At 40.1% G+C, this 19,856-nt stretch carries 18 protein-coding genes; 14 read left to right on the forward strand and 4 right to left on the reverse strand.

The annotated features are described in order from the left end of the window. Positions 1 to 19: 19 nt before the first annotated feature. Together CWB77_RS01805 and CWB77_RS01810 are read left to right on the forward strand one after the other, a co-directional pair. A complete protein-coding gene (locus CWB77_RS01805) occupies positions 20 to 2,422 on the forward strand; it encodes a glycoside hydrolase family 15 protein (protein ID WP_138621059.1) in 2,403 nt (800 codons plus the stop codon). 70 nt (positions 2,423 to 2,492) lie between these two features. Continuing rightward, complete coding sequence (locus tag CWB77_RS01810; RefSeq protein WP_138621061.1) at positions 2,493 to 4,205, forward strand: alpha-amylase family glycosyl hydrolase; 1,713 nt, start codon at positions 2,493 to 2,495, stop codon at positions 4,203 to 4,205. 115 nt (positions 4,206 to 4,320) lie between these two features. Here the strand turns inward: CWB77_RS01810 and CWB77_RS18740 are convergent, their stop codons facing one another. Then, on the reverse strand, positions 4,321 to 4,455 hold the full coding sequence (locus CWB77_RS18740; RefSeq protein ID WP_282454081.1) for a hypothetical protein: 135 nt from the start codon (positions 4,453 to 4,455) through the stop codon (positions 4,321 to 4,323). Positions 4,456 to 4,740: 285 nt separating this feature from the next. Here CWB77_RS18740 and CWB77_RS01820 point away from each other — a divergent pair, with 285 nt between their 5' ends. Both CWB77_RS01820 and CWB77_RS01825 read left to right on the forward strand, forming a co-directional pair. Then, positions 4,741 to 5,937, forward strand: a complete 1,197-nt coding sequence (locus CWB77_RS01820; protein ID WP_138621063.1) for a hypothetical protein — start codon at positions 4,741 to 4,743, stop codon at positions 5,935 to 5,937. A 123-nt stretch (positions 5,938 to 6,060) separates the two neighbouring features. Continuing rightward, on the forward strand, positions 6,061 to 7,035 hold the full coding sequence (locus tag CWB77_RS01825; RefSeq protein ID WP_138621065.1) for a DUF4365 domain-containing protein: 975 nt from the start codon (positions 6,061 to 6,063) through the stop codon (positions 7,033 to 7,035). A gap of 38 nt (positions 7,036 to 7,073) precedes the next feature. Here the strand turns inward: CWB77_RS01825 and CWB77_RS01830 are convergent, their stop codons facing one another. Next, positions 7,074 to 8,027: an IS110 family RNA-guided transposase gene (locus CWB77_RS01830; protein ID WP_138621067.1), complete on the reverse strand. Its 954-nt coding sequence runs from the start codon at positions 8,025 to 8,027 to the stop codon at positions 7,074 to 7,076. 335 nt (positions 8,028 to 8,362) lie between these two features. On the opposite strand from CWB77_RS01830, the gene CWB77_RS01835 reads away from it, so the two are divergent. From CWB77_RS01835 to CWB77_RS01855, 5 genes are all read left to right on the forward strand, one after another. Beyond that, positions 8,363 to 8,782, forward strand: coding sequence for a nuclear transport factor 2 family protein (locus CWB77_RS01835; protein WP_248527292.1), 420 nt, complete (start codon positions 8,363 to 8,365; stop codon positions 8,780 to 8,782). A 95-nt stretch (positions 8,783 to 8,877) separates the two neighbouring features. Continuing rightward, a complete protein-coding gene (locus CWB77_RS01840) occupies positions 8,878 to 9,345 on the forward strand; it encodes an OsmC family protein (RefSeq protein ID WP_138621069.1) in 468 nt (155 codons plus the stop codon). Positions 9,346 to 10,221: 876 nt separating this feature from the next. After that, positions 10,222 to 10,872, forward strand: coding sequence for a membrane protein insertase YidC (gene yidC / locus CWB77_RS01845; RefSeq protein ID WP_138621071.1), 651 nt, complete (start codon positions 10,222 to 10,224; stop codon positions 10,870 to 10,872). A 27-nt stretch (positions 10,873 to 10,899) separates the two neighbouring features. After that, a complete protein-coding gene (locus CWB77_RS01850) occupies positions 10,900 to 11,325 on the forward strand; it encodes a GNAT family N-acetyltransferase (RefSeq protein WP_138621073.1) in 426 nt (141 codons plus the stop codon). Between the two features lie 109 nt (positions 11,326 to 11,434). After that, positions 11,435 to 11,674, forward strand: a complete 240-nt coding sequence (locus tag CWB77_RS01855; RefSeq protein ID WP_138621075.1) for a DUF3955 domain-containing protein — start codon at positions 11,435 to 11,437, stop codon at positions 11,672 to 11,674. 9 nt (positions 11,675 to 11,683) lie between these two features. Here the strand turns inward: CWB77_RS01855 and CWB77_RS01860 are convergent, their stop codons facing one another. Then, positions 11,684 to 12,316, reverse strand: coding sequence for a trimeric intracellular cation channel family protein (locus tag CWB77_RS01860; protein WP_075169453.1), 633 nt, complete (start codon positions 12,314 to 12,316; stop codon positions 11,684 to 11,686). Positions 12,317 to 12,606: 290 nt separating this feature from the next. Continuing rightward, positions 12,607 to 13,623 carry a LacI family DNA-binding transcriptional regulator gene (locus CWB77_RS01865; protein ID WP_138621077.1) on the reverse strand — a complete coding sequence of 339 codons (1,017 nt, stop codon included), beginning with the start codon at positions 13,621 to 13,623 and terminating at the stop codon, positions 12,607 to 12,609. A 290-nt stretch (positions 13,624 to 13,913) separates the two neighbouring features. Between CWB77_RS01865 and glk the strand changes: the two genes are divergently transcribed. From glk to gap, 5 genes are all read left to right on the forward strand, one after another. Beyond that, entirely contained in the window at positions 13,914 to 14,912 is a 999-nt protein-coding gene (gene glk, locus CWB77_RS01870; RefSeq protein WP_138621079.1) for a glucokinase, read from the forward strand. Between the two features lie 29 nt (positions 14,913 to 14,941). After that, positions 14,942 to 15,955 (forward strand): LacI family DNA-binding transcriptional regulator, encoded by a 1,014-nt coding sequence (locus CWB77_RS01875; RefSeq protein WP_010389842.1) that lies wholly within the window; start codon positions 14,942 to 14,944, stop codon positions 15,953 to 15,955. Between the two features lie 338 nt (positions 15,956 to 16,293). Next, entirely contained in the window at positions 16,294 to 18,144 is a 1,851-nt protein-coding gene (gene edd / locus CWB77_RS01880; protein WP_138621168.1) for a phosphogluconate dehydratase, read from the forward strand. A gap of 33 nt (positions 18,145 to 18,177) precedes the next feature. Further along, a complete protein-coding gene (gene eda / locus CWB77_RS01885; RefSeq protein ID WP_054200836.1) occupies positions 18,178 to 18,810 on the forward strand; it encodes a bifunctional 4-hydroxy-2-oxoglutarate aldolase/2-dehydro-3-deoxy-phosphogluconate aldolase in 633 nt (210 codons plus the stop codon). Continuing rightward, entirely contained in the window at positions 18,807 to 19,811 is a 1,005-nt protein-coding gene (gene gap / locus CWB77_RS01890; protein ID WP_010389845.1) for a type I glyceraldehyde-3-phosphate dehydrogenase, read from the forward strand. Before eda ends, gap begins: the two co-directional genes overlap by 4 nt. Positions 19,812 to 19,856: the final 45 nt, after the last annotated feature.

Here is a 19,856-nt window from a genome sequence, read left to right on the forward strand (position 1 = left end):
AATTAATTAAGGCTTTAAAATGAAAAAATTAAATACAATTACCACCAGTTTATTAATGCTTGGTTTAACAGCTTGTGGCGCGCAGCAAGAGCCATCAAACAGCGCTGTAATACAGGTATCGGCACCAGGTGCCCCTGGGGCAGAGCCATTTTGGGCCTATGCAGGCAAAACCGGTATTGGCACATCATTTGAGCAATATCAAAATGGCCATTACAGTGATGAGGCCCCTACAGGAACGGTGTCAAAAGTATGGTTCTCAATTGCCAAAGGTATGATCACCGAAACGATGTTTGGGCTTATTCATCAAGCGCAAATTAAAGACATGCAATTTGTTGTAGTAGGAAAAGATTTTACAGTCACAGAAGCTGACGATTTAGACGTTACCATTGACTACTTATACAAAGACGATAAAGGCCGCCCGTTATCATTAGCTTACAAAGTTGTAAGCAAAGATAAACAAGGCCGCTTTAGCCTCGAAAAACACATATTTACCGATCCTGATGGGCAAAGCTTATTTGTACGCAGTATTTTTAATACCCAGCTTGAAGGCGTTAAGGCATACGTAAGCGTTAACCCGTATGTTGATAATAACGGCCTTGATGATTTTGCTAAAACAACAGAACAAGGATTGCTGGCATGGCAAGACAACAGCTACCTTTCATTGCAAGGTGCGCAGCCATTTAAACAAACAAGTGTTGGTTTTACAGGTGTGAGCGATGGTTTAAATCAGCTGAAAACAACTCAGCAGCTCACTCAAGTTTATAAAAATACCGGTGAACAATCGGGTAATGTTAGCCTACTTGCAGAGCTGGGTGAAATTGGTGAAAACAGCCAGTTCGATTTAACCCTAAGCTTTGGTAATAGCGAACAAATCAGCTTTAAACAAGGGCAAGCTACGTTAGCCAAAGGTTACCAAGCGGTGCTTGATAATTACAACGGTAAAGGCGAAGCGCTTGGTTGGCAAGACTACCTGCAAAGCCTTGCACCGCTAAATAATATGAGCGAACAAACAGCAGATAACGGCAAGTTACTTTACACCAGTGCCATGGTACTTAAAGCGCAAGAAGATAAAACTCATGCAGGCGCACTTATTGCCTCACTATCTAACCCATGGGGCGAAACCGTATCGGCTAAAACAGGCTCTACTGGTTACAAAGCGGTATGGGTGCGCGACTTTTATCAAGTTGCCATGGCGTTTATGGCCATGGGCGATAATGCGACCGCTAAAACCGCCTTCGAATACCTTGAAAAAGTTCAAGTAAACAGCAAAATCCCAGGCAATAAAGGCGATACAGGGTGGTTTTTACAAAAAACACATGTTGATGGTGAACTAGAATGGGTGGGCGTACAACTTGACCAAACTGCAATGCCACTCATGCTTGCTTGGAAACTCCATCAGGCAGGTGTATTAAGTGATGCAGAGCTGAGCGATTGGTATAGTCGTATGTTAAAACCTGCGGCAGACTTTTTAGTTGAGGGTGGTCGTGCAAACATTCTATGGAACGACACACAAATAACGCCGCCAGCCACTCAGCAAGAACGCTGGGAAGAGCAAGAAGGGTATTCGCCATCTACTACCGCCGCGGTTGTTGCTGGTTTAATTACTGCAGCCGATATCGCTAAACTAGCAGGTGATGATGCCAATGCAACACGTTACCTAAATACAGCTAAGCGTTATAACAATGATATTGAAAAATTAATGTTTACAACGACTGGTAATTTAGAGTCGAGCGCTTCTGATGGTGAATATTTTATTCGCATTGGCCAAGATAAAGACGCCAATTCAAATACTAAAATTAACGCTAATAATGGCCGTGAAGGGTTTAATAAAAAGCAAATACTTGATGGCGGCTTTTTAGAACTCGTTCGCTATGGCGTACGCGATGCACTATCGCCTAGCATAGTAAAAACACTGCCAGAATATGATGACGAAACCCTAACCGATAACCTACAAGTTAAATACAGCTTTGAGTTTACTGACGGCAGCGGCACATTTGTAGGCTACCGCCGCTATGGTAACGACGGATACGGTGAAGACGAAGTAACTGGCGCTAACTATGCCGAAGGTGGTAAAAACAGCCCAGGGCAACGTGGGCGAGTTTGGCCATTTTTTACCGGTGAACGAGGTCATTACGAAATTGCCGCCGCAAATGCCAATAATAGTTTAGATGCAACAAAACAGCAGGCTATTAAAAATAGTTATGTAAAAGGCCTAGAGCAATTTGCTAACCAAGGCATGATGCTACCTGAACAAGTATGGGATGGTGTAGGCATTAATAAAGCGGGTTACACGTTAGGCGAGGGTACTAACTCGGCCACACCATTGGCGTGGACACATGCGGAATACGTTAAGCTAGTGCGCTCACTAAGCGACAAGCAGGTATGGGATCATTACCCAGTGGTAACTAAAGCACTAAAATAACCGCAAACTAACTAACATAGCCGTAGTAAAATACGGCTATGTTAGTTATTACAATAATAACGAGGCTGAAATGAAAACATTTACCTTGAGCGCATTAGCATTAGCAATCATGCTAACAGGCTGCCAAAGCGCACCATCATTAAATAACTACACGAATAACACCGAAACATCGCCACTAAACACTGAACAACAAGCAAACCCGTGGTGGGAAAATGCCATTTTTTACCAAATTTGGCCCCGCAGTTTTTACGACAGCGATGCTGATGGCCATGGTGATTTTAATGGTATGACCCAAAAGCTCCCGTATCTACAAGAGCTCGGCGTAAATGCGCTGTGGTTAACCCCAATGTTTGAAGCGCCGTCGTATCATGGCTATGATTTTACTGAATTTTATCAAGTAGAAAACGACTACGGCAGCATGGCCGAGTTTGAAGCCTTTATAAAAGCTGCTGACGACAAAGGCATGAAAGTCATACTTGATTTAGTTATAAACCATATATCAAGTAACCATGAATGGTTTCAGCGTTCAGCAAATAATGAAGCCCCTTATGCAGATTACTTTATTTGGCGCGACGATATGCCAAAAGCCGGAAGTGGTTGGGGACATGCTTGGAGTAATAACGACCAACCCGATGCTGTATGGCATTGGAATGAAACACGCCAGCAGTATTACTACGGCGCGTTTGGAGCAAGCCAACCTGACTTGAACTTACGCCACCCTGATGTTGTTGCCGAAATGGAAAAAATGGCTAAGTTTTGGCTTGATAAAGGCGTTGCAGGGTTTAGATTAGACGCAGTTCGTTTTGCAATGGAAGGTGGCGCAGATGCGCAAGCCGATACCGACGAAACCATTGCATATTGGCAGCATTTTAACCAATACGTAAAAAGCGTTGATCCAGAGGCGTACTTAGTAGGTGAAGCATGGGCTGACATTCCCGTTGCGGCAAAATACTTTGGCGAAGGTAAAGGCCTCGATCAAGGCTTTGATTTTGAAGTAGGCTATAAAATATTGGGCTTATTAAAACCCGATGCCAGTGGTGAAGCGCAATTTGGCACCATGCAATCTAATCAACAAGTCAGTAAAGTTGATGCCAATGTGCTCAAACAAAATTTACAACAGCGTATTGATTCAACTGCACCGCTTGATTTTTTTGCACCGTTTTTAACTAATCACGACCAAGAACGAGTGGCTTATCAACTTGCTGAACACGACGATAAGGCAAAACTTGCCGCCGCCATGTTATTTAGCTCTCCTGGCACGCCGTATATTTATTACGGTGAAGAAATTGGCCTAACACAAGGTGGCACAGGTCACGATGTGTATAAACGCGCGCCAATGCAGTGGAATAACAGCAATCAAGCTGGCTTTACTCAAGCTCAAACAAGTTGGGTTGAGCAGGCTGAACTGTTTGGTGATAACTACACTCAGTGGTGGCCTGAATTTTTAGCACAGCAAATTAATGCTGCTGATCGCAATGTAAAAACGCAACAAGCACAATCTGATTCACTGTGGCGTTTATATCAGCACTTAATCGCACTAAAAAAACAGCGCCCAGAGCTGGGTATTAAAGGCAGTTACGAATTAACGCAACACAACAACGGCCTTGTCGAAATAACCCGCGAGTTAAACGGCAGTAAAAGTATGTTTGTGCTTAACTTAACCGCTAACCCGCAAAGCGTCAGCAGCATCAAACGCGATGATTTAACGCCAAACTGGCAACACGACCTAAATGACGAGCAACTCGCTGGTTACGGTTTGTTGTTACTGAATAACACACTGTAAATAAAATTCATTCGTGGGGCTAACATACGTAAGCCCCTTTTTGTAATAATGTTTTTATTGCATTGCCCCCAAGTTATAGCTCATTTTAATTAGTTATAACTAGCTCAACTTGTTCTTACGTCATGGCGCTTATCATGAAAATAAATATAAGATGCAATCCACCTTGGTAGGTGTCCACGGTACGTAATGAATACTGACACACCAACATAGATTCTGCGATGTAATTTAAAAATGGTGAACGCGTTTTCATCTTTCCACCAACAAAAAGAGCTATGTCTTTATACAGTGTATTTGTTTCGCTCCCATATTCAAGAAAATGCGCGCCTAGCGCACTTTCTTCTTTGTTATTATATTTAGTAGCAAGAAATAATTATAGCTAGCAATGAGTTAAGTTATTTGGTAAAAATGATTTATAAAATACATGAGCGTATCGTTGGCAGAAATATGCGCGATGAGCGCACTATAAAGTTGTTAGATTTCAATGAAAGTTTATCAATGTAACGGATACTACATACCCGCAGCCTTTTGGTTGTACGTGGATACTGATCAGCCAATCAATAAACTGCTCAATACTCCTCATGAAAGGACACTTGTTCATGAGTTAGTGCACTTCTTGCAGGATGTAACTACTACCTATGGATTGGCAAATATCTGCAGATACGTCGATCAACTGAAATGTTTCAGTAAGTTAGTACGCAGTTCCAGATCTTTGACTGTGCCTGTTGTAGCGAGTCAACGGTCTGATTCGGTTAATGCAAATTCTGATCTGTTTTCAATCTATGCGGGAGACGGTGCAGGCAAGTACATGACGCACAATGATAGCGTTATGATTACCTCGATCGCGGAGCACCGTGAGCAGGTTGAGCATGTGGTAGACCCAGTTTTCTATACGGAAATTGAGTATGGGGGCAGCCAAACCTTCCATTTTGGATCCATTGCGATACTGGAAAGCATGGCTCACATTATTGAATGCGAAATTTATGGGAAGATGCCGATAAAAAGCTTCCCCTACGATTCAGCTAAACTAGTCGTAGACTATCTATGTCCGGATATCGAAGTGAGCGCACCCGCAGTTTTGGAAATCTGTGAAGCTTCCCTGATGTTCCTCAATCCTGCTGAGATATTTGTTGAGGCTGCAAAAAAATTGAATTCGGAAAGAGTGAGGTACATTGTTCCGAACGACTACTATCAGTTCGTGATGGAGAGATTTTCATATGAGGATCAGACGTCTATCGAGTACTTTGAGCATGTTGGTAGAGAAGCTCAAGATCAGCTTAATGATCTTTTTACAGTTGAGCCATTTTGTAATGAACGTTGGGGTTCTAGGGCTGTTCGAGCGGGGGGTAACATCAGAAAAAATGGCCAATCCATATCGTCTATATTGTTCGAAAGCACTGCCGATAGTGCAAGGAATAGATTCTTTTCTATCATTAGTGAAGTCGGATTTCCACCTTCTATTAATAAACATAATCAAGTGTGGGTTCAAGCAGGCTCAGAAAGCTCGCATACGCACCTGATGTATCCTGCAATTGCGTCTATTTCTGAGATGCTAGAAGGAAGAGAACAGGCTTGTCGCCTTTACGAATATTGTAAAAATGAGAAGAATGGCTACACAGTGAGCCAGCATTGTCTGCAAGCACCATGGAAAAGGGCAAAGACAAAACAAGCTTGTTACTACTCTCATATTTGGAAAATGTGGGGGCATGAAGAATGCGAGATATTAGAAAGTTGAAATCTAACAAGTTGCTCCACGCGGATAAATTACTCGCTTTGCTCCTAATTTACCGGTGAGCAAGGCGTTATGTAACTCATTAGCCTCGTTCATCATTCATCTTTTTTATTCATGGTAGTTAAAATGTTAGGTCCAAAGTATTCTGTAGAAGCAAAAAAAGGGGAATTAGGTGTACAACGAGTTTCAAATATCATATTTGAAAGCTTAGGTTGGATCTTTAAAAGAACCCCTCAAGAGTTTGATTTTGGAATAGATGGCCAAATTGATTTAGTAGATACAAACGGTACAGTTACGGGGCAAACTTTTGCAGTACAAATAAAATATGGTAAATCCTTCCTAAAAGAAGAAAATAGGTGGGGATATATTTACCGTGGAGAGCTTAAACATATAAATTACTTATTAAATTACCCATTACCTGTATTTATTATGTTGTGCGATCCAGATTCAAATCACGTGTATTGGGAGTTATTTGATGCCGCCAAAACAGATAGAACACCTGCGGCATGGAAAATGTCTATTCCCAAGAAACAAGTTTTGGCGGAAAGTAAAAAATCAATTACAGCTTTATTACCGGATGTAACAGACCACACAGACGAGTTGGAAAAATATTGGCTTATTAATGACGTTATAACTAAATATACAGATAACCTTCATATATTAATTTCAAGAGAATGGGTCGAATCAGGTGATATATCAGAGGTCGCAAGCCAATTTGAGAGGTTTCAAGTCTCTCGGGAACTTGCTTTTAAAAAGAAAAGTAACGTTGAAGTTTCATTTCACGGGTATGAATCAGATCCTCGTGAATTATTTGAAATACCAGAAGTAGTGCACTTTTCAAAAATATTAGCTTATAAGTTACCTTTATTCTTTTATTGTGATCCTTCTAGTAATTTATGTGGTTTAAAGTCAATAGCGCTGTGTTGTGCAAATGCACAGCTTATCAATAGCGCTCAAGTAAAAATTGACAAGCATGCACTTATACAATTTGTTCATAAACAACATGAACTTCTCAACCGAGTAACCGATTGGCTAGAAATGACAGAAGAAGAAAATGAGGAAATTTGTATTCCTATATATGAACTTCTTGGTATGGCGTAAAGTTACATAACAAGTGACTATGGTGTCAATTCCTAATTTTAAACCATTTTAGGATCCCACATGACACCATCCTTCACCATAGAATTTATGATCACTACCAGCTTTCGTATACACGCAATAATGGCTACTTTTTTAGGCTTTCCTGCTTTGACCATACGTTGATAAAGGTCTTTAAATTTAGAGTTGTACTGAATGGCTGACATCATCGCTATATATATGGCAGTTCTTATTTTAGGTCGGCCGCCACGTATCATTCGCTTACCTTGATACACGCCATTTTCACGATTAAATGAGGCTACACCCACTAAAGAAGCTGCCTCTTTGTTGTTCACATAACCTAACTCAGGCATATCACTAAGCAAGTTAAACGCGACCACATTGCCAACACCAGGCACACTTTGGATAATGGCATTTTTTGCTTTGTATTCGTCACATTGTTCAATCAGTTTTTGAAGTTTTAAATCGACTTTATCTATTTGGTTTTCCAGTGTAGTTAAGATAGGTTTTATGAGTGACGATAGTGTTTTTGGCATTATTTGAGAGCGATTTTTCTCCATCGTTTGCATATCCATTAACTGGCGTCTTCTCGAGAGTAAATCGCTCATCAAGCGCATTTGCTCTGGCATTAAAGATGATAAAGGCGTTTTAATCGCTTCACCAAAGTGAGCAATAAGTTGTGCATCAAGTTTATCCGTTTTTGCTTTTTGGCCGATAGCGCCTGCGAAGCGTTTTATGTTCACGGGATTAGCAACAACGAAGGGAATATTCGCCTCAGCGCAGGCTATAATAAAAGGCTGTTCAAGACGTCCAGTCGCCTCAATAGTGACGCACGTTACGGGGTGTTTTTTTAAGATTTGAATGGCGTGTTTAATGCCACTTTGATTGTTTTCTACAGTAAAGTAAATGTCTAAAGGCCTGATATAAATATCGAGTTGTTTTTTACCTGTATCGACACCGACGTTAATTTCATTTTGATTATTTTTTGTATTCATAATAAGCTGACTCTGCCTTGCTATTCGGGCTCGAGGCCCTGTTGACTATCCGAGTTTAATGCTTGGAGTTTATACAGCGTTCTAACTTGTTACCGGTCTCTCAATAGAGGAGCCTTCAATCAATCGAACTACTGTATAAAAGGCTTTGGTTGCAGCCAAAGTTTGGGCCTCACATTACCCGAACTAGGTTAAAATAATAATTAATTTATGGGTTTATTATCCATACAAGCTATTTAAAAAGTGCAATGCTCCTGCGTTTATTATTTTAACTAACTGATATTTAAGCATAATTTTGGCGTTTTACATCATAATTAAACTAGGGATTAGTTACACTAATGAGAATTACCGCTACTTATATTGTTGCATTAACTGCGCTTTACTCTTCCAACGTATTTTCTTGCACACAAAGCAAAGATCCAGAAACTGTCGTGCAAGCACAAGTCGAGGCTTATAACGCACATGATATTGAGCTTTTTGCTAGTTGTTATTCCTCCGATATTGAAATGCAGCACCTCACAGGAGATATAGCACAGACAGTAGGCAAAAAAGAGTTAGTAAAGGCGTTTCAATTTTTAAAAACAGTGCCAAAAGGGTTCAAAGTTACTATTGAAAACAGAGTAGTTAATGGGCCTATCGTCATTGATTATGAAAGAATACAAGGCCTTGGAGAGGGAAGGGAAGATATGCTTGTTGTTGTAATATATGAAGTACGTGATGGTAAAATTAAAAGTGTATGGTTCCCACCAGCTAACTAATTCAATGTTTTTTTTTCAAAAAGCAAAAATATACAACACGCTGACTGTAAAATCTTTATGTGATTAATACACCAAGCATTTAATACGGAGTCCTAATGTCGAAGTATTTTGCCAAAATCAATTGGGTTAGAGACAGAAGCGAAAGTTATATTGATAATAAATATAGCCGAGAGCATGAATGGATTTTTGATGGAGGCTTAACAATTCAAGCTTCATCTTCTCCCCATATCGTTCCTTTGCCTTACTCTGTGGAAGAAAATGTGGATCCCGAAGAAGCTTTTGTTGCCTCCCTTTCAAGTTGTCACATGTTATTCTTTTTATCTATAGCTGCAAAAAATAAGTATGTAATTGATTCATATATTGATAATGCTGTAGGTATTATGGAAAAAGATAGTGAAGGTAAAATATCAATGACTCAAGTCACCCTTAAACCACATGTGAAATTTTCTGGTGATAAGCAACCAACAATGGAAAAACTTGAAAAAATGCACCATCAATCGCACCAACAATGTTTTATTGCTAATTCGGTTAAAACTAAAATTATTACTGAAATCACCCCTTAAAGCGCGATTATAGATGAATAAAATACTTTTAATGTTTTCCAATAGGCGCATTTTAGTTAACTATCACTTTTATTAATATCGCGCTATTTATTCAAGAACAGCTCGTATAAAGTAATTGTTTTATAAAAGTATGAAACTTAATGACTTTTAAATATATACATTAAAAATATGGTGGAATTTTTGGAAGTCTCACTTAGTAATACTCTCTATATTTCAGCGAGAGTCGATTTTTTTAAACTTCTCTGAGCGAAATTCGAAAGTAAATAAAAGATATATTCAAGTAGCTGTTGTTGGGTGTTTTTTAATTTAGGTAGTAAGTCGATATGCAAGATTTAGTATACAAATATGGACAAAGAGTTATTTCTTTTCTGATCGTTTTTACATTGCTCGTTAATTGGGAAATGTTTTCAATCATAGGGGCGGCTGGATTGACGCTTGCAAATAACTTGCTAATAGTTATATGGATTATTCTTTTATTTACTTCTGCCATAGGGTAATATCTAAAGACAAACTGGGGATTCTTTTTCTTTTATCCTGGAGTATTACTGACAACAATTGGTTTCTCTATCCCTCTTATTCCTTTTGTTATTAGTGTTTTTGTATTTGAGTTGAGGCCTTGGATAATGATCGGTATAAACTCGATGCTTTTAATGTTTGCTTTATGAACACATTGGTTAAAGCATGTAATTAATAAACCACCAAAACAAGTACACTAGATTTAATAAAATATTTTTAGTTGCGCTGCAATCTTCATATGACTAAATATCAGAATCTAACCACAGTTAAATAGCAACCCATTTTTAGTTTAAAATAAATCATTGACATAATATGTCGTGATGGTTACTTTTAATACATAATATTAAAAGGAAAACTAAAATGGAAATTTGGAATTTATTTACTGATTTTATTGTGCAATCAATCACCTTTTTTACTCAAGATGTGGGCGTAAGCCAAGCGGCTGCAATTATTTTGTTTACCGTTATTGGACGATTAGTTTTAATGCCGATTAACCTTGTTGCTATGGCTAATATGGTTAGAAATAAAAAAGCAATTGCCGCACTAAAACCTGAGCTAGATAGCATAAAGAGCAACTATAAAGAGCACCCCAGTGAAATCGCAAAATTAACTATGGCGTTGTATAAAAAGCACAATATTAAGTTTATCGATAAAAAAAGTGTGATTAATATGGCAAGCCAAGGTGTATTTGGCCTTGGAACTTTTCAGGCTCTGCAACAAATTGTATTTAATAGTAAGTTTGCTTGGATTGCCAGTATTGCAAAGCCTGATATTGCGCTTTCGTTATTAGTGGGGGCTATTACATATTTATCTATAATGATGATGCCAGGTAGCGCAGAACAAACCAGCACCTTATTGTTCCTAATTCCCGCAATTATTTGTGTGGTTACTCTCGTTAATTTTCCTTCTGCAATTGCTTTGTACTGGGCTACATCCAGTAGTACTAGCTTGTTGCAGTCATTATTAGTAAATAAATATTTTAAAAACCAGCAAACACAACAAGTCTTGTAAAGGTCGCTAAACAAAGGAATGACAATAATGAATATGTGTTATCAACCCACAGCTGATTTAATGGCATCGGCACTGTTAACCTACACCAATATGCGTGGATATTATGAGCATTATGGTGTTGATTGGCAGCAACTTAAAATATGTGAGCAAATTTCAGACCTTGAAAATTGGGATGTTTTGTTAAATGGCGATGTAGTGGGTGCAATGCGCTTGGCTTTCGATGATGAGGGGTGCTATATACGTGACTTACAAGTAGATGCTGCGTTTCAAAATATGGGTATTGGTGCTGCAGTAATTGATGAGGGTGCTCGTTTAGCTGTGCTCCAAGGTGCTATGCAACTTAGGCTTCGCGTTTTTAAAATAAGCCCTGCGCACAAGCTTTACACACGTTCAGGTTTCAGCATAGATAAAGAAGACGACAGATTTTATTATATGTCTAAAAGCTTAGTTTAATGAGCGTGACTTTTATTTTAAAAATCAATGTTGCTCAGTCACTGTAGATTAATATTCGTTCATTCAAACTGCTATCCCGACAATTTAATAAAATAGTTATGGATAGATTATGCGCTTTTTTACAAACAAAACAGCCACACTGAGTGTTTGCTTTTTATTGCTTGGCACGGGTTTTATGCTGATAGAAAACAGTGTGTATCAGTATATTGATAATAATGGTGTTCTACATGAAAGCGTGTTTATGCCCTTGAGCATACTGTGTTTTGCTTTGGGAGTTCTTTTTGTGGTTAGTTTGTTAGCCCGAAAAGTATTCGGGCTATTTAAAAGTGCTAGGGCAGGTGGGCATTAACCGCTGCTATTATTGCTCATTATTTAAATTAGCGGGCTCTAATAAATTAAATGTTGGTAAGCGCCATTTAAAGCGTACCGACGCCATACGAATTAAATAGCCTACTACTAAACTTGCAACCACGCTGATATTGTCATCAATGTTGTAGTGGTGTAGCGCTAAGTATAAACACGCGACTATAAGCGCTACGCTTGCGTAAAGTTCATGATGAAGTACTAATGGTGCTTGGCGACAAATTAAATCACGCAACAGTCCACCAAATACACCTGTTACTATAGCTGCGACCACACAAATTCCATAGTGCAAACCCATATTAAGTCCAACTTGGCAGCCAATAATACTAAACGCTGCAAGCCCTAAGGCATCTAGACGCATAAATATGCCTTTAAATTTAACCACCCATTTGGCCAACCAAGTGGTAACAATACCGGCTAGGCAAGTGATCAGTAAATATTCTGGGTGTTTTACCCAAGTAAGTGGGTAGTTACCTAATAAAATATCTCGTACGCTACCACCACCAATGGCTGTTGCACTGGCTACTAACATAACACCAAACCAATCCATGTTTCTGCGCCCAGCGCTAAGAGCACCGGTCATGGCTTCTGCTGTAATACCTATAATATAAACGATGGTTAATAGCATGAGATGATCGCTTGAAGTTTTAACAATAAAATAAAAACAGGATTGTAGTGATAAAAGCATGCATTGACGAGTGAAAAATTACATTAAAAACAGCTGCTTTCAGATTAAATAAACTAATGTGATAGCGAGGTGTGAATAGCCTGTTAATGTTACGAAAGCACCAGCTATAGTATTGAAAGCAAAAAGGACAAATGACCGTAAAAATGCAATAAAGCCTGAATTAATTTAAGGTAAAAGAGCGCTGTTGTCTTTAATTTTGTTGCTTCTTAAAAGTGGTTTTACTGAATAAATTAGCTTGAGCCACGTGCAATTAAACGCGGTGGTAGTAGGGTGCTTTGCACTTGCTCACCCCTAATGAGCTTTAATAGGTTTTCAACCAACATTTGCCCAGCAATAGTGGTATTTTGCTCTATGGTTGTCAGCGGCGGATTAATGTAACTGGCAATAGATATATTATCAAAGCCTATCACGGCTACATCTTTTGGTACGTTAATATTGGCTTCTTTTAATGCCCGTATTGCGCCTATTGCTATAAGGTCGCTGGCAGCAAAAAGTGCATTAAAGGTAATGTTATTAGCAATTAATGAACGAGTGGCATGATAGCCTGATTCTTCGGTAGAGATAGCATTGGCAATTTTACGCTCATTAAGTGTAATGCCATTTTGTTGTAACGCGTCTTTAAAGCCATTAAAGCGGGCAAAAAATTCGGGGCTATGATCAGAGGCATCGCCTATAAACGCGCAGTCTTTTCGGCTATGTGCCAATAAATGCTCAGTGGCGAGTTTACCGCCGCCATAATTATCGCAACTTATGGTTAAATCAGGGCGGTTATCAACACTTGCTCCCCAGCAAACAAATTTGGTGTTTTGTTCAAGTAAGGTGTTAAATTTAGGCTGAAAATCTATATAGTCGCCATAACCTAATAAAATGATGCCATCTGCACGGTGACTGTCTTCGTAATCAGCCTGCCAATCAGCACTGGCAGATTGAAATGACACGAGTAAATCATATCCCTCTTTAGCGCAAGCGCGAGTAATACTGCCCAGCATGGCTAAAAAAAACGGATTGATTTGCGATTCATCTGAGGTCGGATCTTCAAACAACAATAACGCTAGGGTGCTACTTTGTTGAGTGCGCAGGTTACTGGCGTTTTTATCAACTTTGTAATTAAGCTTTTTGGCAATGTCATGAACCCGCCTTCGGGTTTCATCATTTACCAAGGGACTATTTCGTAAAGCACGAGAAACTGTAGATTGAGACACCCCAGCATAGTGGGCTATATCAAATGAGGTGGCTTTACCTTTCATCACGATTACTTATTTAAGAGGACAATAAGGGGCTATTCTCGTTTATTAGTGATTTTTTTCAAGCTTATTTGTCAATAAAGGCATTTTTTTATTGATTTTCTCATGACACCGGTGTCACAATAAGGACGTTTTATCATTTTGTTGTCAAAACGTATTAGCTACCTTTATTATTAAAGGTAGCCTTTTTTACAGTGATAGCTGCTTTGAGGTGATAGCTCAAAGTAAATAAGTATCAATGATACCCCATTAAAATAATAAGTACTCATTACTTAAACAAAAGAGATAACACTATGGGTTTACACTCTAGCACACACTTTGATCCAATTCTGGTTGCCGATATTGGTGGCACAAATGCTCGCTTTGCGTTGATCACGTGGTTTGATGAATCAAGTAATCAATTTACCATTGAGCATAATCATACGTTTCCAAGTGCTAATTATGGATCGCTCGAAAGTGCTACCGAGTATTACTTATCAACAGTGTCTCATATAAATCCTAAACGTGCGTGCCTAGCAGTGGCAGGCCCAATTAACGCAGGCCAAGTTCACTTAACTAACTTAGGTTGGCACTTTAGCGTTAATGATTTCAAACACCATTTTGACTTAGAACAATTAAGCGTAATAAACGACTTTGCTGCATTCGCTTACGCCGCTCCGTATTTAGATCCTTCTCAAAACGTAACCGTTAAACCTGGCCAAGCAGACGACACAGCAAATATTGGTGTAATGGGCCCAGGTACAGGCTTTGGTGCAGCGTGTTTAGTAAGAACTGCACATTCGTGTGCGGTAATGAGTTCAGAAGGTGGTCATATTTCTCTAGCGGCGGTAAATGAACTTGACGCTCAGCTTATTCAAGCACTTAAGAAAGACCACCCACATGTATCGGTAGAAACTGTGTTTTCTGGACCAGGCATTGCTCATTTGTACAAAGCAATGGCTGCAGTTAAAGGGGTCGCCGCAAAGAATTTAGACGCTGCACAAATTAGTAGCTTAGCCAACAGCGGTGAATGTGAAGTATGTGAGGCAACGCTTAATCAGTTTTGTGATTGGATTGGCAGTGTAGCAGGCGACTTAGCGCTTGCTTATGGTGCTCTTGGTGGCCTTTATATTGGCGGTGGCATATTACCAAGAATGCAGGCTCGTTTACTGGAAAGCCGCTTCATTGAGCGCTTTTCACAAAAGGGCATAATGTCGCAATATACAGGTCAAATTCCGGTCACATTAGTAACACAAGACAACATTCCTTTAATTGGTGCTGCCGCGTGTTTGCATACGAGTCAACAGGTTTAATTACGTTGCATACATTTGGAAATAAATAGATGAAAAAAGTCACTATAAATAGCGTTGCTAGTTATGCCGGTGTATCTAAAAAAACGGTATCGCGCGTACTGAATAACGAACCAAATGTGAGCGCCGCCACCCGCGAGAAAGTATTAGCGGTATTTAAAGAGCTTGATTACACACCTAATCCCATTGCTCGAGGGCTTGCACAAAACCGTAGTTTTATTATTGGTTGTTTATACGATAACCCAAGTAAAAGTTATATTACTCGAGTGCAAACAGGCGCATTAGCTGCTTGCCAAGAAAACAACTATAACTTGCTGATTCACCCTTGTGAGCTCAGAGGTGATGCACTTATTAATAATATAGAGCAGCTATTACAGTCATCACGCCTTGATGGTTTAGTACTTACGCCACCATTTTGTGACTTTTCAGAACTGGTTGACTTTTTAAAGTCGAAAAAGATTCCTTATGCTCGAGTGGCTTCTGCTATTTTAGAAGATGACTCTATTTCTGTTACCAGTAATGACGAGCAGGGCGCATTTGAAATTACCGAACATTTAATAAACCTAGGGCATACGTCTATCGCGTTTATTAAAGGTCACCCAGATCACAGTGCTACACAGCAGCGTTTTAAAGGCTACAGGCGCGCCTTAGCAAGCCATGGTATTGAATTTAATGAACGCTTAGTTGAAGAGGGTAACTTTAGTTATCACTCAGGGGTAGACAGTGCGCGTAGTATTTTAGATTTATCGCCACGACCTACTGCTGTATTTGCATCGAATGATTACATGGCAGCCGCCGTGCTTAAATTAGCCACACAGCGTAACTTGCGTGTACCAGATGATATTTCTATTGCTGGCTTTGATAACGCCCCCATAGCGCGTCATATTTGGCCCGGGCTAACGACTATAGCGCAACCCGTAGAAGAAATGACTAAACAAGCTGTTACCCAGTTAATTACCCATATTATTGAGCCGCAAGAGTCGCCTTATAAGGTGATTTTAGAAGCAAAATTAATCACGCGAGAGTCAACCGCAGCCGTAAAATAAAACCGCTTTTTCACAGTAGCCCGAGTATGAGTGACGCTTACTCGGGCTTTTTTTATCTGCATTTTTAACCTTCATTATTTGCCGCTAATATTTCACTAAAAATTCACGTTTATTTATTGCACATGTTAAAAAAAATGACTATTTTTATTACTCAGGGTTGACACCGGTGTCATTGTCATGCGTTAATACCCTGACACCGGTGTCAGGGTTGTTGTGAGAGGCTCCCTGGTAGCGTACCTTTGAACGGGTAAGTCAAAGATGCTCAGTACAGTTATTTTCGTGGAGTCTATAATTGTTACTGAGCCTTTATCCTCTAACGAATAGAGATGAGTAAAATTATGTTGCACCCTCGAATTCAAGAAGTCACAGAACGCGTTATTGAGCGCAGTAAACAAACCCGTCAAGCCTATTTAGATCGTATTTCGCACGCAAAAAAACAAACAAGAGTTCGTGCTGGTTTAGGCTGTGGCAATATTGCCCATGTTATGGCTGCGTGCAGCAGCGATGACAAAGCGCGTTTAAAAGCAGATGAGGTGCCAAACCTTGCAATTATTAATTCATACAACGACATGTTATCTGCGCATGTGCCTTACAAAGAATACCCAGATTTAATTAAAAGCATTGCCACTAAATTTGACGCGACCGCGCAAGTTGCTGGCGGTGTTCCTGCGATGTGTGATGGTGTGACCCAAGGTCGTGACGGCATGGAACTATCGCTTTTCTCTCGTGACGTTATTGCTATGTCTACTGCGGTTTCGTTATCGCATGATGTATTTGACGGTGTGTTTTGTTTAGGTGTGTGTGACAAAATTGTCCCTGGCTTATTAATTGGTGCTTTATCATTTGGTCACTTACCTGTGTATTTTTTACCAGCAGGACCAATGCAGTCAGGTATTCCAAACAAAGACAAAGCACGCGTGCGTCAGAAGTTTGCCCAAGGTTTAGTATCTCGCGATGAGTTATTAGAGGCGGAAAGTGCTTCTTATCACAGTGCTGGTACGTGTACGTTTTATGGCACTGCAAATTCAAACCAAATGTTAATGGAAATTATGGGCTTACACTTACCAGGTAGCTCGTTTATTAATCCATACACAGAATTGCGTGATGGCTTAACGGGTAATGCAGTTGAGACCATGCTCAAGCAGCTTACAGAAAACAAAGATGGTCCGTGTTTAGCAGATGTAATCAGCGAAAAAACCATTATTAATGGCCTCGTTGGTTTGCTATCAACTGGTGGCTCAACCAATCATGCAATCCACATTGTGGCGATTGCAAAAGCGGCTGGTATTCAGGTTACTTGGAAAGACATGTCTGATTTATCAGCGGTTGTACCGTTACTGACGCGTATTTACCCTAATGGCTCAGCAGATGTGAACCATTTCCAAGCAGCCGGTGGTATGGGCTTCTTAATGCGTGAATTAGCCAGTGCTGGCTACCTACATACAGATGTGACTACTATTTTTGGCGAAGGTCTTGCACCTTACATGTGTGAGCCACTGCTTGATAAAGACGATAACTTGATTATGAGTGATGCCAATGGCCCTAGTAAAGTTAAATGGGTTGCGTGTCCTGAAAACTCACATGATGAAGAAGTACTTCGTCCTGTAAGCAATCCATTTAGCAAGCAAGGTGGTTTACAGTTACTAACTGGTAACTTAGGTAAGGCGGTTATTAAAGTATCAGCTGTTGCAGAGTCGCATCAAGTGGTGTCGGCGCCAGCAAAAGTATTTAGCTCACAAGGTGAGTTACAAGACGCATATAGCCGTGGTGAGCTTAACCAAGATTTTATTGCTGTTCTTAAAGAGCAAGGCCCTAAAGCTAAAGGCATGCCAGAGCTTCATAAGCTCACGCCGGTAATGGCAACATTACAAGATCAGGGCTACAAAGTGGCTATTGTTACTGACGGACGTATGTCGGGTGCATCAGGCAAAGTTCCTGCGGCAATCCACTTAGCACCTGAAGCAGTTGAAGGCGGCATTATAGCTAAAATCCATGAAGGCGATATTGTTACTTTAGATGCGCCAAATGGTATTTTAAAACTGCATGTAAGCGACGAAGATCTTGCACAGCGTGAGCTACAAATTAGCCAAGCAAGCCAAACATTTGGTACAGGTCGTGAATTATTTACTGGATTTAGAAATATCGTAAGCAGTGCCGATTTAGGTGCAAGTGCTTTTGGACTTGAATAATAATTAGCCATATTGGGTAATGAGGAACAAGTAATGAGTATTGAAAAAATCTTAGCATCGGCACCCGTTGTGCCAGTGGTGGTAATCGAAAAACTAGAAGATGCCGCACCACTTGCAAGAGCGTTGTACAACGGTGGCTTAAAAGCACTTGAAATTACACTACGTACACCAATTGCTGCACAAGCTGTAAAGTTAATGAAAGCTGAAGTACCAGAGGCCTATGTAGGTACTGGCACTGTGGTTGATAAAGCAAGCTTTAACGCGTCAGTAGAAGCGGGCGCTGACTTTATGGTGAGCCCAGGCGTAAGCGATGAACTATTAGCATTGGCAAAAGAGTCAAGTATTCCTTTTTTACCCGGTGCAGCAACCCCAAGCGAAGTGATGAACTTAGCAGCGCACGGCTTTAAATTTTTAAAGTTTTTTCCTGCAGAAGCCGCAGGCGGAACTGCGATGATAAAGTCGATTGGCGGCCCATTACCTGATATTACTTTTTGTCCAACCGGTGGCATTAGTTTAGCTACTGCGCCTAATTACTTAGCACTTAACAATGTTATTTGTGTAGGTGGTACGTGGATGTTAGACAAACAACTTATTGAAAATAAAGACTGGCAAGCTATTGAAACGCTTGCTCGCCAAGCATGTGAAGTTAATAGGAGTCAAAAATGATTAATGTAGCAATTAATGGCTACGGCCGTATCGGTCGTAATGTATTGCGTGCACTGTATGAGTCAGCGCAAAATAATGAAATTAAAATTGTAGCTATTAACGATTTAGCCCCAGCCAATGTAAATGCCCATCTGACTCAGTTTGACTCAGTACATGGTCGTTTTTCACAGCAAGTAACACTTAAAGATAACACTATGCTAATTGGCGATGATGTGATCACCCTAACGCAAGAGCGTGACCCTGCTAATTTACCGTGGAAAGAACTAAACGTTGATATCGTACTTGAATGTACGGGGTTATTTACTTCTCGCGAAGCAGCTAATAAGCATATTGAAGCGGGCGCGAAAAAAGTAGTGGTATCGGCTCCTGGTACAGATATGGATGCTACCGTAGTGCACGGTGTAAATAGCGATGTAATTAATGCCGATAGCAACATTATTTCTAATGCTTCATGTACAACCAATTGTTTAGCGCCTGTTGCTAAAGCAATTAACGATACAGTAGGAATTGAACAAGGTAGCATGACCACCATTCATGCATACACTAACGACCAAAATTTATCTGATGTATACCACCCAGATTTATACCGTGCGCGTAGTGCAACTCAATCTATGATCCCAACTAAAACGGGCGCAGCGAAAGCAGTTGGTTTAGTACTGCCTGAACTTGCCGGTAAATTAGATGGCATGGCGGTACGTGTACCAACCATCAATGTGTCATTGGTTGACTTAACCTTTATTGCTAAGCGCGATACAAGCATTGAAGAAATTAACCAAGTGGTTAAAGACGCTGCGTTTGGCTCTATGAAAGGTATTTTAGAGTACAACGAGCTACCGCTTGTTTCTATCGACTTTAACCATAACCCAGCATCATCAATTTTTGATGCAACGCAAACGCGTGCTGATGGTAAATTGGTTAAAGTAATGGCGTGGTACGACAACGAATGGGGTTTCTCAAACCGCATGTTAGATCAAGTTAAAGCGCTGGGTGCTTATTTATAATTTTTCCGTGTAGTTAAATTTTACTTTATCTAGCCAAGCCACGCA

The organism is Pseudoalteromonas sp. S1610, assembly GCF_005887465.1.
Lineage (GTDB): Bacteria > Pseudomonadota > Gammaproteobacteria > Enterobacterales > Alteromonadaceae > Pseudoalteromonas > Pseudoalteromonas undina.

Excerpts from the sequence above, each read along its gene's own strand:
- CWB77_RS01805 (WP_138621059.1), top strand. The coding sequence starts at position 20 with ATGAAAAAATTAAATACAATTACCACCAGTTTATTAATGCTTGGTTTA.
- CWB77_RS01810 (WP_138621061.1), top strand. The coding sequence starts at position 2,493 with ATGAAAACATTTACCTTGAGCGCATTAGCATTAGCAATCATGCTAACA.
- CWB77_RS18740 (WP_282454081.1), bottom strand. The coding sequence starts at position 4,455 with ATGAAAACGCGTTCACCATTTTTAAATTACATCGCAGAATCTATGTTG.
- CWB77_RS01825 (WP_138621065.1), top strand. The coding sequence starts at position 6,061 with ATGTTAGGTCCAAAGTATTCTGTAGAAGCAAAAAAAGGGGAATTAGGT.
- CWB77_RS01830 (WP_138621067.1), bottom strand. The coding sequence starts at position 8,027 with ATGAATACAAAAAATAATCAAAATGAAATTAACGTCGGTGTCGATACA.
- CWB77_RS01835 (WP_248527292.1), top strand. The coding sequence starts at position 8,363 with ATGAGAATTACCGCTACTTATATTGTTGCATTAACTGCGCTTTACTCT.
- CWB77_RS01840 (WP_138621069.1), top strand. The coding sequence starts at position 8,878 with ATGTCGAAGTATTTTGCCAAAATCAATTGGGTTAGAGACAGAAGCGAA.
- yidC (WP_138621071.1), top strand. The coding sequence starts at position 10,222 with ATGGAAATTTGGAATTTATTTACTGATTTTATTGTGCAATCAATCACC.
- CWB77_RS01850 (WP_138621073.1), top strand. The coding sequence starts at position 10,900 with ATGAATATGTGTTATCAACCCACAGCTGATTTAATGGCATCGGCACTG.
- CWB77_RS01855 (WP_138621075.1), top strand. The coding sequence starts at position 11,435 with ATGCGCTTTTTTACAAACAAAACAGCCACACTGAGTGTTTGCTTTTTA.
- CWB77_RS01860 (WP_075169453.1), bottom strand. The coding sequence starts at position 12,316 with ATGCTATTAACCATCGTTTATATTATAGGTATTACAGCAGAAGCCATG.
- CWB77_RS01865 (WP_138621077.1), bottom strand. The coding sequence starts at position 13,623 with ATGAAAGGTAAAGCCACCTCATTTGATATAGCCCACTATGCTGGGGTG.
- glk (WP_138621079.1), top strand. The coding sequence starts at position 13,914 with ATGGGTTTACACTCTAGCACACACTTTGATCCAATTCTGGTTGCCGAT.
- CWB77_RS01875 (WP_010389842.1), top strand. The coding sequence starts at position 14,942 with ATGAAAAAAGTCACTATAAATAGCGTTGCTAGTTATGCCGGTGTATCT.
- edd (WP_138621168.1), top strand. The coding sequence starts at position 16,294 with ATGTTGCACCCTCGAATTCAAGAAGTCACAGAACGCGTTATTGAGCGC.
- eda (WP_054200836.1), top strand. The coding sequence starts at position 18,178 with ATGAGTATTGAAAAAATCTTAGCATCGGCACCCGTTGTGCCAGTGGTG.
- gap (WP_010389845.1), top strand. The coding sequence starts at position 18,807 with ATGATTAATGTAGCAATTAATGGCTACGGCCGTATCGGTCGTAATGTA.